Here is a 13,691-nt window from a genome sequence, read left to right as displayed (position 1 = left end):
CTAAAGTTTGTCACATGGTCTGTGATGCCCCGTCAACTTGTCAAATAAAGACAGTGCTGATGAGGTTATTCTGTGAGTTACCCTCACAGTCCAAGGAATTGTATGATTTTAGCGGGGTATCTGTCGAAGCCAACAAAAGCGTGATCGCCTCCCGCTTCTACCGTTTGTTTACATCCCTGATACTTCGCGACAGCTTGACTGTAGTCCAAGACTTCGTCGCCTTCTTGTTGCAGTAACCAGATCGTATCGGGATGCGAGATAGACTCAGTGTCCAGTGCTTTGAGATCGCCCATATGGTGAGCCTCAAACACATACTGCTCCCCCGTATATGGATTCTGTTGGGGGCCGAGATAATCAACAAGAAGTTCGTAAGGCTTGACTGCTGGGTTAACCACTACAGCCGGAAAGCCAAATTGTGCATTGAGCCACGTCGACAGATAACCGCCTAAAGAACTACCGACCAAACCGATACGATAGTCACCCTGATACGTATTCACCAGTGCTTTTAGCTGGTTTGCAGCATCGGAAGGGTAACAGGCAAGACGGGGAACTTCCAGCTTTATGTCTGGGCGGTGCGTTTCACACCACGCCTGTATCTGCTGGGCTTTTGCTGACAACGGAGAGCTATTAAACCCGTGAATATAAATCAGTAATGGTGGCATTTTAGTATCCAGATGAGGTCATATCTGGCTGGAATTCATTGCCTTTCAGGCGCCCCACAGTGGTCGAAATCGAGCCGTCTGCATGAAGCGAAATTTCGCGCCAGCCAGGGTTAGTCAGATCCAACGCGAAATCGTCAGAATTAGGCTGAAACTGAATACAGGTTGACGGTGCTGCCATCACTCGACAGTTTTGGTACTGTGTGTCCAATGCCTGATGGATATGCCCGCAAACAACACCTTTTACCGTGTTGTACTTCGCGACAATGGCCCAAAATGCATCTTGGTTGTGCAACTTATGCTGATCAAGCCAAGCACTGCCCGCAGGGAGTGGATGGTGATGCAACAACACCAACGTATTGCGCTCTGGATTGTCACGTAATATCACCTCTAAGAGCATCAATTGCTCATCAGACAGTCGACCGTGAGGCACACCCGCAACTTGGCTGTCCAGCATCACTAACTGCCAATGTTCCCCCATCAACACATGCTCGCAACGCTCAAGCGTTGACTGTTCCAACACCGCATTCATTTTTTGTTGGTAATCATGATTGCCCGGCAACCAGTAACAAGGCTGCTCCCAGCGCGTAATACCACTAACAAAGCGTTGATAAGATTCGGCGGTGTGATCTTGTGAGATATCACCCGTCGCAATAATGGCATCAAATTCCACACCGTCTTGGACAATTTCATTTACCACAGCTTTAAAGCTCGCAGACGTGTTCACGCCGAGTAAGCTACCCGCGTGATCTGCAAAGAGGTGTGTATCTGTAATCTGCAACAACCTAACGGTTTGGTTGTGTTGTTTGGGTAGATGGCAAATCCGCAACGTCTTGAAAACCCTGATCTTAAATTGCGTTATTTGATTAACGCTAATACTAATAAATTATGTTGTGTTTTGTTATACCGTTTTTCAGGCACAGCACCAGCCAATCCGAGAGAAATGCATTGACCTGACGCTTTTCATCACGCTGGTGCATGCGCGGATTCGGGTAATCATAACGCGGCTGAATTCGGGAAATCTGCTGACTGGTACACACTTCAGCGACACGTGCGTCGTGATACAGTCGAACTGTCAGCTTCGGTCGCAAATAACTTGGCACTTCACCACGTTGCCAAATATTAATCAGTGTGGTGTATCGCGTAGATTCAACAATATCCAGTTGAAACTCTTGACCTTGGATTTCGTATACACAGTATTCACCAACGTCATCTTGACGTGGCATCAGCCTGACTAACTTGGCGTAATTCGTTTCATACATTCGCATCAAGGCACTTAAATCAACCTGATACTCTCGTCTCAACATACAACGTCCTGTGAATCTATTTCCCTGACGTTACATCGAATTTGTCTCGATTCAGCGTCAGCCACTGTAATGCGATAATTGAGGCAGCGTTTTCAATTTTACCCTTCGCTACCCACTCCATTGCACGTGCTCGTTCAACCACATGCACCAGTATGTCTTCACCTTCTTCAGGAAGCCCGTGAACGCCTTTTGCACTTGAAGCATCAACAAGGCCCAAATACAAATGAATGCGTTCTGAGCATCCACCAGAGCTCGACAAGTAACTTGTCATTGGATGCAACGACAACACATGAAGCCCAGCTTCTTCTTCCGCCTCGCGAATCGCAACGGCGTCAGGCGTTTCGTCCTTGTCGATAATGCCAGCGACTATCTCCAATTGCCAAGGAGAATCGCTAGCAACCATCGCACCAATACGGATCTGCTCAACCAGCACGACTTCGTCTGTGACGGGGTCATAAGGTAGCATGGCAACTGCATGACCTCGCTCGAAAAGTTCTCTGTCGAGCACATCACTCCAACCACCCGCAAACAGTCGATGCCGAAAGCGATACTTTACCATCTTAAAGTAACCATTATAGACAACGTCGGTTTTTTCAATCTCAACGTCATCCTTTCCAAACTGGTCAAGCTCTGTGGTCAGTGGCACGGGAGTCCCCTTACTCTGAATGATGGGGGGCAAATAATAGTGGTGCATAGCAGGAAGCTGCAATCTAAAACCTTTACTTTTTTGGTATGGATTGCAGAATTATTTGAATATATTTATTGCAGTGATGCTTTTACAATCACTTTTTCTCAAGAAACCATCACATTGTCAGTTTCAAGTAAGCAAGCTTGGTTTACACTATGTGTCGGATACCTCTATACCCAAGCAACCTGAAGATGCAGAGTTCAGGTAATTTGGGTATATCAGCAATTTATTAGAATACGACAAGTTCAGGGACTACCTACTATGAAGAAATTGCTTCCCATTTTTATCGGGGTTGCGCTAGGCACCGCAGCTCCGCTTGCGAGTGCAGACGATCTATTGCAAGTCTATCAACAAGCAAAACAAAGTGATCCAACACTTCTGCAGTCGGCGGCTACCCGCGATGCTGCATTTTCCCAAGTAGGCGTAAGCCGTGGAAGCACCTTGCCGCAAATTAACCTGTCCGCAGGTTACAACCTTGCGAGAAACAGTGAAGAAAGCACCTCAGGCCCTTTTGATACAAACACCCTATCAGCAGGCGTCGATGTCAGCCAGCAACTGTTCAACCAAAACAGCTGGATTAACCTAGATATCGCTGAAATTACAGCGCGACAAGCTGATGCTTCTTATGCAGCTCAGCAACAAGGTCTAATCCTGCGCGTTTCGCAAGCGTATTTTAACGTATTGAAAGCCGCCGATGATTTGGTTTTTGTCCGTGCAGAAAAAGCGGCTGTAGGCCGTCAGCTAGAACAAACTAAGCAACGTTTTGAAGTGGGTCTGTCTGCCATCACCGATGTGTATGATGCCCAAGCTCAGTATGATTCTGTTCTGGCTCAAGAAATTCTGTCTGAAAACCAAGTTGCGAACAGCTACGAAGAACTTCGTGAAATTACGGGCCAAAGCCACGCTGATCTGTACGAGTTAAACACTAAGTCGTTCTCAGCAAGCCGTCCTGAACAAGTCGTTGACGAGCTAGTGAAGAAGGCAGAACAAGAAAACTTGTCACTGCTAGCACAACGTATTACGCGTGATGCGGCGAAAGAGCGCATTTCACTGGCTCAAGCTGGTCATATGCCGTCGCTGACGCTGAACGCTGGCTACGGCTACACAGATCAGGATAACAAAACGCTATCTCGTGACACCAGCAATAGCCAGTTTACTGGCGGCATCAACTTCTCGATGCCTCTTTACTCTGGCGGCAGTATCGATGCAGGCGTAAAACAAGCGCAATTCAACTATGTTGCGGCGTCTGAAGCGCTAGAAGGCACTTACCGCACTACGGTGAAAGATGTTCGTGCGTTCTACAACAACATCAACGCGAGCATCGGTGCACTGAAAGCGTATGAGCAAACGGTGGTATCACAGCGCTCTGCATTAGAAGCGACAGAAGCAGGCTTTGAAGTGGGTACACGTACTATCGTCGACGTATTGGATTCGACGCGTGGTCTGTATGACGCGAACCGTAACCTATCTGATGCACGCTATGACTACATTCTGAGCGTTCTGCAACTGCGTCAAGCTGTGGGCACGTTAAGCGAACAAGATCTGGTTGAAATCAACAACGGTTTGGTTGCACCAAAGTAATCGCGTACGCGACACGCTATAAATAAAGAAAAGGCACCAAACGGTGCCTTTTTTGTGCCTGTTTACAAACACCCTATCAGTTGTTGTGACCACTCAGAATCGAGTTAATGATCTCTGTCGTTGAACAACCGTCTTCAAAATTCAGCACGAGCACGTCGCCACCCGCCGCAATCACTTCTTTACCACCAGCAATCTCTTCTGGCTTGTAGTCACCGCCTTTTACCAGCAAGCTTGGCAACACTTCACTGATCAGACGTTGTGGGGTTTCTTCGTTAAACGGCACAACCCAATCCACCGCACCCAAACCAGCAAGAACAGCCATACGGCGATCGGTCGGGTTAACAGGGCGACCCGGTCCTTTCAAACCACGCACTGACTCATCAGTGTTGACGGCAACAATCAGGCGATCGCCCAGTTTTGCAGCTTCATTCAAATACGCCACATGGCCCGCATGCAGAATATCAAAGCAGCCATTGGTCATGACCACAACCTCACCACGCGCTTTAGCCATCAGCACAGAGGCTTTCAGTTGCTCTTCGGTGACGACACCAAAGCCTGACTGGTGACTGCCATGCACCGCTTCTGTCAGTTCGATGGTCGACAGCGTAGACGTACCCAGCTTACCCACCACCACGCCTGCGGCTGCATTTGCCAGCGCACATGCATCTTCAATCGGTTTGCCCGCAGCAAGAGACGCCGCCAGAACAGAAATCACCGTGTCGCCTGCACCGGTTACGTCGTACACTTCTTTCGCCAGTGTCGGCAGGTTTAGAGGCTCTTGGCCCGCACGCAATAGAGTCATGCCGTTTTCGCTACGCGTTACCAGCATGGCATCGAATTCAAACTTCTCAATCAGAGCCAGACCGCGCTCAACGATGTCATCTTCGGTGTGGCATGCGCCGACCACCGCTTCAAATTCGCTCATGTTTGGCGTTAATAACGTCGCACCACGGTAACGCTCAAAGTCCGTCCCTTTCGGGTCAACCAACGTCGCAACACCCGCTTGGCGTGCCAGTTGGATCATTGGTTGCACATTTACCAGCGCACCTTTCGCGTAATCAGACAAGATCATCGCTTTAGTGTTTGGCAATGCCGCTTCAATGCGATCCAGCATTGGCTGAGGATCAACGTTGTGGAAACCTTCTTCGAAGTCCAAACGGATCAGCTGCTGGTTGCGGCTCATTACGCGTAGCTTGGTGATGGTAGGAAAATCAGACAAGCCTACAAAGTCACAATCTACTTTCAATGAACACAGTTTGTCGTTCAGAACGTTCGCTTGCTCATCCTGCCCCACCAAACCGATAAGTCTTGCCTTGCCACCCAAAGCAGCAATGTTCATTGCAACGTTAGCAGCACCGCCTGGACGCTCTTCTGTTTGATTGATTTGTACCACTGGAACCGGTGCTTCTGGTGAAATACGGCCAGTTGGCCCATACCAGTAACGGTCGAGCATTACATCACCAACAACCAGAACATTCGCTAGCTGATAGTCAGGCAAAGTCAGTTTCATTGTCTTCTCCAAGCATAAGGGCTTCTCGCCCCTGCTATGTCGTTTGCTTTAATCTGTTAAACGTTTGGCAAGCGCGTGCAGCGTTTGATCATCAGGTATCTGCACCGCCTACAAAATATTGTTGGCGATATTACCATAAAGACATTAAAGCGACAGCCGAACAGGTTGGCTCCTGAACCAATCCTGTCTAACAATTAACATTGAACGTGGTTGCCACACTGAAATATGCATTGAAGGTAAATTTCGGTATACAATGCCCACCTTGATTGACCCGCTTTATTGTTAGGAAATACCTCACTGTCATGAGTAGCAATTCCAAGGCACCAACATTCCAATGGTCGTTTTTGCATCCTAAGTATTTTCATACTTGGATTGGCATTGGCTTCATGTTTTTATTCAGTTGGTTACCCTACTGCACGCAGCGCTTTTTAGGCAAAAAGCTGGGACTTCTTATTATGAAGTTCTTTAAAAGTCGTAAGAAAATTGCCAAGCGCAATCTCGAGCTTTGCTTTCCTGAGATGACAGGAGCCGAGCGTGAAACCCTGCTGCGTGAAAACTTTGAAAACATGGGCATGGCCTTCTTCGAAACCTGCATGGCATGGTTTTGGCCAGCATGGCGTGTAAAAAAGCACGTTAAGTATGTCGGTTTTGAACAAATCGAAGCCATTCAGAAAGCCGGTAAAGGTGTCCTGATTGTCGCAGTTCACTCCTTTAACCTCGAGTTTGGTGCACGTGCGTTCGGTGTGCATACCACGGGTTATGGCGTTTACCGCCCTAACACCAATCCCGTGTTTGATTACGTTCAATACTGGGGCCGTTCTCGTGAGAAAAAATGCATCGACCGACGTGACGTCAAACAAATGGTGAAACGCCTTAAACAAGGCAGCTTTGTCTGGTACGCCCCGGACCACGATTATGGTCGACATCGTTATGCATGGGCACCGTTTTTCGCCGTTGAAAAAGCATGTACCACGACGGGAACACACCTGTTGGCATCGGCGAGCAAATCACTTGTGGCCACCTTCACCATCACGCGCGATCGCGAGGGGACGGGTTACACCATGATCCTAGATACGCCGATGGATGCCTTCCCATACGATGATGCAGAAGCCGCAGCCATTTACACCAACAAGTTTGTTGAGCGTTCAATCATGCGCGCGCCTGAGCAATACATGTGGCTACACCGTCGCTTTAAAAGTCGCCCTGAAGGTGAACCGTCATTGTATGACTGACAAAAAAAGGCGCGTAAGCGCCTTTTTTAATGAATCGAATTCCGACAATGTTCAACACCCCACCTACTCAGGTTTTTCTCCATCCTCAGGTTTTTCTCCGTTCATAGGCGTTGTCTCCATCCACATAGCCCACGCATCTCGCACAATGCGGCGTTCTACCGTGAATTTGCCGTCATCCACTTCAACAGACGCATCCAGCAAATTTAAGCGGTGAATTTCATCGCGCATCAGGACATAAGCATCTCGCAGTGCCAACGCCTGAGACGTATCCACGATACCCGCTTGTGCCATATCTTCGAGAATACGTACATTGTCACTCCAACGTGTCAGTGCGGGCTCTTCATGACTATTTGCCAACACCAAATATTGGGTGATGAATTCAATGTCAGTGATCCCACCGGGATCTTGCTTGATATGGAACTTATCTGCCTGCTTGCTTCCCAAGTGCTCACGCATTTTGACACGCATCTCTGCGACATCTTTTCGCAGGGTCTCAATATCACGCACTTTGGTGAGCACCGATTTGCGTACGTTCGCAAAGCCTTTTTGTAACGCCATATCACCGTAAATCATACGCGCCCGCACCAGTGCCTGATGCTCCCATGTCCACGCTTCCGTGTTCTGGTAATCCTCAAACGATTCAACCGTCGTGACCAACATACCAGATGCACCTGAAGGACGAAGTCGGGTATCAATTTCATACAACACACCCGATGCGGTACGTGTCGAAAACAGGTGAACAATACGCTGCGCGAGACGCAGATAAAATTGGCGACCATCAATTTCTTTCGAACCATCGGTATAAACGTTGTCAGGACAATCATGCAGGAAAACGACATCTAAATCTGAACCGTAGCCCAGCTCAATACCGCCCACTTTGCCGTACCCCACCACGGCAAACCCTCTGCCGTCACGTCCAGCAAGGTGAGATGGCTGACCATATTTGGAGACCATCTGATACCACGCCTGATTCACCACAGCCCCGACAATGGCTTCAGCCAGATAAGTCAGATGATCACTCACCTTCATCACAGGCAATACACCGGCGATATCTGCCGCCGCAATACGCAGTAGCTGCGTCTGTTTGTATTGCCGGATCATCTCCATTTGCTGCTCCATATCCTCTTCAGGGATACGGGCCAGAAACTCGAACAACTCGTTGCCGTATTCTTCGAACGGCGTCGGGTTGTAGAGATGCTGAAGATCCAACAGCTCATCAAGCAGAATCGGATAGCTCGCCAATTGCTCGGCAACCATTGGGCTCGCACTGCAAAGACGTACGAGCTGCTCGATAGCACCGTGGTGCTCATCAAGCAATTCAAGGTAGGTGGTGCGCGTGGCGATACGCATCAACAGCTTGATAATACGTGCCAACACCACGCTGCCATCCTCTCGACACAAAATGTGGCTGAGCAGAATGGGCATCAATCGGTTTAGTACCTCACGACCACGCGGGCCCAAGGTTCGCTTTGCCAGTTCTTCTTTGAATCTAAGCAGCGCCTTGGCATTGTCAGACGCGTCTGGTGCGGACATATCAGACAGGATTTTTTCCACCAACTCTGGATCACGTCCGCCGTCCCAGATCACACGAAAGTCTGGCGAAATTTGTTCGTCTTCGCCTTCTTCTTCATCCCCAATCAGCGCATCAAAAATAGCGTGGACACCCGCCATATGCTGGCTGAGGTTTTCCATCAGCGCTTCCCAATTATCTTCGCCCATCGCCACAGCAAGGCGAGCTTGATCCCTTGGCGTATCAGGTAACGTTTGTGTCTGTTTATCATCAATGGCTTGAAGCAAGTTTTCTAACCGACGTAAATATCGGTATGACGTCTCTAGCGTATCCACGTCAGGCTCTGGCAACAGGGCGAGCTCGCGGATTGCCTCTAGCGTAATGAACAGGCCGCGTTTACGTAAAATCGGGTCGCGTCCACCACGAATTAGCTGAAAAGATTGAGCGATAAACTCAATTTCACGGATGCCGCCCGCCCCAATTTTAATGTTGTTGTTCACACCACGACGACGGGCTTCACTCCGAATAAGTGCCTTCATTCGGCGCAGTGACTGAATCGCACTGAAGTCGATATACCGACGGAAAACGAAAGGACGAAGAAGTTGTCGAAGTGTCTGGTAACAGGCAAATTGCTCTTTGCCCATCACCCTTGCTTTGATCATGGCGTAACGTTCCCAGTCACGCCCTTGCTCCTGATAATAATCTTCCAAAGCCGCAAAGCTCATGACCAAAGGACCACTGTCACCAAATGGACGAAGCCGCATATCAACGCGGTAACAGAAGCCATCAAAGGTTTGCTGATCGAGAGCCTTAATCAAGCGTTGGCCGAGACGGGTAAAGAACTGAGCATTGGCAATGCTTCTGCGCGCACCTTGCGTCTCGCCGTTTTCGGGATAGGTGAAAATAAGATCAATGTCCGAAGAAAAATTCAGCTCCCCCCCACCCAACTTGCCCATACCGAGAACAAGCATAGGCTGAGGATTACCTTCAGCATCACAAGGGGTGCCCCATTCAGCGCAACACGTCGCATACAGCCAACCATACGCCTCCATAATCATGGCTTCGGCCAGCTTAGAAATATGTGAAAGACTGTCATTCAGGGAAAGGGCATTGTTAAAGTCATGCCAAGCCAGCCAGGTCATTTCACGACGACGAAAACGACGAAGCTCACGCATCATGCTATATTCATCTGACTGGGCATCCAAAATGGCTTTTAGCTTCTTACGGTAATGCGGCGCACGAAGCTTGGGTGATTGGCGATCCAACATCCAGGGCAGCAGCGTTTCATCGTGAAGAAAAGATTCCGCAATAAAATCACTCAATGCCAGCGTACGCGTGAGGCGTTCTTTGTCTTCACCTTGCCAACTTTCAAGATTTTGTGGTTGTTTCTCTGAAAGTTGTTCCAGTCTGCGCGAAACGCAGGCTTCCAATTCCTTGGGCAACACCATGTATTCCGTTCCCTATTACCTTTGCTTAGTGGATTAAAATAACATAAAAAAAGCCCACGCATGCGGTGGGCTTTTTGACTGAAATGTCGCTGTTAAACTGCAAACTCTTTGATTTTCAAATCCAGCTCAGTCGCATTGTTTTGTAAGCTACCGGATGTCTCCGCGAGCTCGGTTACCACGGTCACCGATGCTTGAACAATTTCGCGCACGTTCGTCAGGTTGGCATTCATTTCATCGGCTACTGATGCCTGTTGTTCCGCAGCGGATGCGATATGGAAGTTCATGTCATTGATTTGGTCAATTTGCTCAACAATCAAATTCAGCTCATCACCCGCCTTGCTCACTGACTCGACGCTTTCCACGGCCTCAATCACGCTTTGCTCCATCAAGCCAACCGCTTGTTGTGCGGCTGATTGAAGCTGGCCGATCATGTCCTGAATTTCCACGGTCGCTTTCTGCGTGTTCTGCGCGAGGTTACGTACTTCATCCGCAACCACCGCAAAGCCACGGCCAGCTTCGCCAGCACGAGCTGCCTCAATGGCGGCATTCAACGCAAGGAGGTTTGTCTGCTCAGAGATCCCCTGAATGGTGACAACCACAGAACTGATCTTTTCAACACGCGCTTCAACCTGATTCACCACACCCGCAGAATCACGAATGTCCTGTGAAAGCTTGTTAATAGTGCCAATGGTATTTGCCACGTATTGCTGACCGGCGATAGCCTGCTCACGAGAGCTTTCTGTCGCTTGAGACGCGGCACGTGCATGTCCCGCCACTTCCTGAACCGTTGATGACATTTCGCTCATGGCTGAGGCCAGTAGGTCAATTTCACCAAACTGTTCTTTCGCCGACTCACGCGTTTCATCCATGCTGATGGTCATCACTTCCGCGATCTCAGAGAGCTCTTCTGACGAACTGCGCTGCGCTTTGATCACGCTCGCCAATTGGCTCCGTGTTTTTTCCAGCTCGGCGGCAAGTTCTCCAAACTCGTCACGACAATCCATCAAAATAGGCACACTCAAGTTCTTGCCTGCCATATTTCGAATACTGTCAATCAGGTAGTTGATTTGGCGCAGCATCATTCTTGATGCCCCTAGCAGGATCACCACGAACGCAACGATCATTGCCAACGTCTGCCAGACAACTTGAGTCAGATAGGTTTGGTAATAATGACTAGCCGCTGAGTCCGACTGGGAAGCAATGCTCACCCAATCCGTGCCAGCCACTGGCACCACAATGCCATGACGCGCTTCTGTTTGAAGATGGTAAATAAATTCGCCACGTTCTTTTCGCAGCTGTTCAGACAGCAACTGACCGTTTTCGAGGGGTAACCCTAGACCATCAAACGTTGTGATACGGGGATGTCCCAGAACCTCGCCACTTTGTTTATTCACCATGAAGACATAGTCATTACCTTCACTCGTGGCGTTTTCAGCATCAAGGACGCGAGACAGTAATGTTTTGCCGTCTGGCAGCGAAAACAGTTCACGACTCAGCTCTGCACTGCGCACCGCTTGGTTGCGGCTGTGAGATTCGGTCACTTGCGTCACTGACTCTCTAAATGTATTGGCATCCCAGAGCTGCTTTGCACCAAGAAGGACGGTACTAAATACCATCAGTAAAACCAGCTTAGGTACCAGCTTGATGTTACTGATAGCCTTTTCCCAAGGCTTGAATATCATCTGTGACATTCTTGATTATCTCCATGATATTGGTACAACTTCCGCATCAACGTCGGGTACGCGTGCAACAAAGGTGTACAACGATGTATCGGCGAATCGACCCAAGAATTGAATACTCGCTAAACCCTAGCGATAAAAGTGAGAGTTGGATCGCCTACGCATGTATGAATCAATTCGCCTTTCAATATTCGTGGTACGAATTCGTCATTCTCGACGATGAAAAACTGTCTCCTTTATACCTCATCCACTGTAAAGTCATCGTCGTTTGTACGGATTTTATGGTGTTGATAAAGATTATTTTTTTCATAAATGTTAACGAAATCACCAATCCATAAAAAAGTGTCGACGCAAATAGACAGTCAAAAGCCGAAAGACAAATAGCAGTAAACAGGCAAGATGGTGAGAAGAAAATCAGCGATCTCAGAAATGAGGTGAAAAAAAAGCACCTTTCGGTGCTTTCTTTAAACTTTAGGCGCTCTATTCAAAATAGATATCCCAGTAAGGATCAAGGCTTAACCCTATCTGGCGGCTTTGCATCATGGCGTGAAGTAAAGATTCTTCTTTTCGTCGTAGCCACTTTTCTATCTGCGCACGATCTTCTTCATCAATGTCTTCATCATTGACGAAGGCACGGATCGGCTCAAGCAATACGATGTCTTCAAGACCCTGCAACAGATCCAGCCATGGAAGACGGAACGTTTCTCGCTCCTCAACATCATATAGCGATGCTACGCAGCACCCTGACAGCAGATTCTTCGTCAAGCGAGGTAGCTGATCAAGGTAGCCAAAACGGTCCATGTCATTATTGACCGCAAAAACGCTCAATAACTCTTCCCAAGATTGTGCCAAAGAGCGATTTGCAAAAGCACGGATTGGCTCTGCCAGTTTTTCTCGGGATTTATCATCGAGGAAAGGCTGCCAACCGCGCGTCAGGATCCAACGGCTAAGATCGAGCAACAAATTGCAATAACGTGCAGATTGGAAAAGTTCTAAGACTTCTGAGCGCTCAGGCAACGCTTCATAACGCGCTTCAAGTTTTTTACGAAGCTGCTTCTGCGTGTTTAACTTACGTAAGAAGTAACCTTTGTCTTCGCACAAGCGTTCGATGGCGCGAGACTCAAAGATCCAACTCAACTCACCTTCTAGCCATTGCAACTCTTGGCGCAACAACGCACTGGCGCGACGAGGGATCAACCCACCGTACAGAGTCAACGCCTGACGAATGAGCGAAACCGCGTTACAAATTTCGAAGATCGCTTCCTGCTCAGGACGCTCAACATAAATTTGCTCGTGGTAGTGCCAATGCTCCAGCGCATGTTCCAGCACCTTCACAAACGCCTGCTCCGTCGATAACTGACTGCTTACAGGCACCACGCTCAATGCTTTAACGGCATCGCCCTGATAATCTGTCGACAAGCGATAGCCACGCGCAGCCTTACTGAGGTTACCCAAACGGAGTCCGCCGTTTTCAGCCAGCTCTCGCGCCAACACGAACAGCGCATCGGTTTGTCCGGACTTCAGTTCAATTTCTACTTCGCAGATCGGATCGTAGCCACCCGCGTCAGTCGTGACCTCACCACTGTCAAACGCCAGTTCAACTTGACTGCTATCAGGCATGGCAATTAACCATTGCTGACGTTCAAAATCCGTAGAGAACAAAGGATTTAGTTGCGCACTCAATGCCTCAACGTCTAATCCTGCGGGCCATGCATCAGCCGGGATGAGTGAGAGATCTGGCGTCGGAGAGTCAAGCTCGGCGTTATATTCCGGTCTCTGATGAAGACCTGCAACCACGCGTCCGGCTGTCTTCAATGTTTGAACATATACGTCATCATAGCGTCTCACACGGAGACCAATATCATATTGACGTAAAAGAAAGTCCGAGGTGTCGTAGTAGATATTGCCCAGCTGTCTTTGACGCTGCTGCAATACTTTTAGGTCGGTGATTTTGTCTCGAATTTGGCGTGAAAAATCTGAAGAGACAAAAAATTTTAACTCTATCTCAGTTTCCATAAAGGGGCCCATAATCAATAGCACGACAAGGATATGGGGAATTGGTTAGACGAGCAAGCGT

The 13,691-nt window shown here is 48.7% G+C and carries 10 protein-coding genes; 2 read left to right on the top strand and 8 right to left on the bottom strand.

Annotation, left to right across the window (positions count from 1 at the left end):
* Positions 1-83 precede the first annotated feature (83 nt).
* From yqiA to nudF, 4 genes are read right to left on the bottom strand one after another with little or no spacing between them, the layout of a single operon-like run.
* Positions 84-662: an esterase YqiA gene (yqiA, locus tag B5D35_RS10440; protein ID WP_078752525.1), complete on the bottom strand. Its 579-nt coding sequence runs from the start codon at positions 660-662 to the stop codon at positions 84-86.
* A gap of 1 nt (position 663) precedes the next feature.
* Entirely contained in the window at positions 664-1,488 is an 825-nt protein-coding gene (gene cpdA / locus B5D35_RS10435) for a 3',5'-cyclic-AMP phosphodiesterase (RefSeq protein ID WP_078752524.1), read from the bottom strand.
* Between the two features lie 49 nt (positions 1,489-1,537).
* Entirely contained in the window at positions 1,538-1,966 is a 429-nt protein-coding gene (locus tag B5D35_RS10430; protein ID WP_078752523.1) for a DUF1249 family protein, read from the bottom strand.
* Positions 1,967-1,982: 16 nt separating this feature from the next.
* The gene (gene nudF / locus B5D35_RS10425) at positions 1,983-2,612 is read right to left on the bottom strand and encodes an ADP-ribose diphosphatase (RefSeq protein WP_425291234.1); all 630 of its coding nucleotides are present in this window, start codon (positions 2,610-2,612) and stop codon (positions 1,983-1,985) included.
* A gap of 303 nt (positions 2,613-2,915) precedes the next feature.
* Between nudF and tolC the strand changes: the two genes are divergently transcribed.
* On the top strand, positions 2,916-4,235 hold the full coding sequence (tolC, locus tag B5D35_RS10420; RefSeq protein WP_078752522.1) for an outer membrane channel protein TolC: 1,320 nt from the start codon (positions 2,916-2,918) through the stop codon (positions 4,233-4,235).
* A gap of 76 nt (positions 4,236-4,311) precedes the next feature.
* On the opposite strand, the gene hldE is transcribed toward tolC, so the two are convergent.
* Positions 4,312-5,745 carry a bifunctional D-glycero-beta-D-manno-heptose-7-phosphate kinase/D-glycero-beta-D-manno-heptose 1-phosphate adenylyltransferase HldE gene (gene hldE, locus B5D35_RS10415; protein WP_078752521.1) on the bottom strand — a complete coding sequence of 478 codons (1,434 nt, stop codon included), beginning with the start codon at positions 5,743-5,745 and terminating at the stop codon, positions 4,312-4,314.
* A gap of 302 nt (positions 5,746-6,047) precedes the next feature.
* On the opposite strand from hldE, the gene lpxL reads away from it, so the two are divergent.
* Positions 6,048-6,977, top strand: coding sequence for an LpxL/LpxP family Kdo(2)-lipid IV(A) lauroyl/palmitoleoyl acyltransferase (gene lpxL / locus B5D35_RS10410; RefSeq protein WP_078752520.1), 930 nt, complete (start codon positions 6,048-6,050; stop codon positions 6,975-6,977).
* A gap of 63 nt (positions 6,978-7,040) precedes the next feature.
* On the opposite strand, the gene glnE is transcribed toward lpxL, so the two are convergent.
* The 3 genes from glnE to B5D35_RS10390 form a co-directional block, all read right to left on the bottom strand.
* The gene (glnE, locus tag B5D35_RS10405) at positions 7,041-9,935 is read right to left on the bottom strand and encodes a bifunctional [glutamate--ammonia ligase]-adenylyl-L-tyrosine phosphorylase/[glutamate--ammonia-ligase] adenylyltransferase (RefSeq protein WP_078752519.1); all 2,895 of its coding nucleotides are present in this window, start codon (positions 9,933-9,935) and stop codon (positions 7,041-7,043) included.
* A 92-nt stretch (positions 9,936-10,027) separates the two neighbouring features.
* Positions 10,028-11,626, bottom strand: coding sequence for a methyl-accepting chemotaxis protein (locus B5D35_RS10400; protein WP_078752518.1), 1,599 nt, complete (start codon positions 11,624-11,626; stop codon positions 10,028-10,030).
* Positions 11,627-12,094: 468 nt separating this feature from the next.
* Positions 12,095-13,630, bottom strand: a complete 1,536-nt coding sequence (locus tag B5D35_RS10390) for a CYTH and CHAD domain-containing protein (protein ID WP_078752516.1) — start codon at positions 13,628-13,630, stop codon at positions 12,095-12,097.
* Between the last annotated feature and the right edge of the window lie 61 nt (positions 13,631-13,691).

The sequence above is a fragment of the Enterovibrio nigricans DSM 22720 genome, from assembly GCF_900167155.1.
Classification (GTDB): Bacteria; Pseudomonadota; Gammaproteobacteria; order Enterobacterales; family Vibrionaceae; genus Enterovibrio; species Enterovibrio nigricans.
The sequence above is the reverse complement of the archived record's forward strand: the minus strand, read 5'-3'. Positions and strand labels throughout refer to the sequence as shown.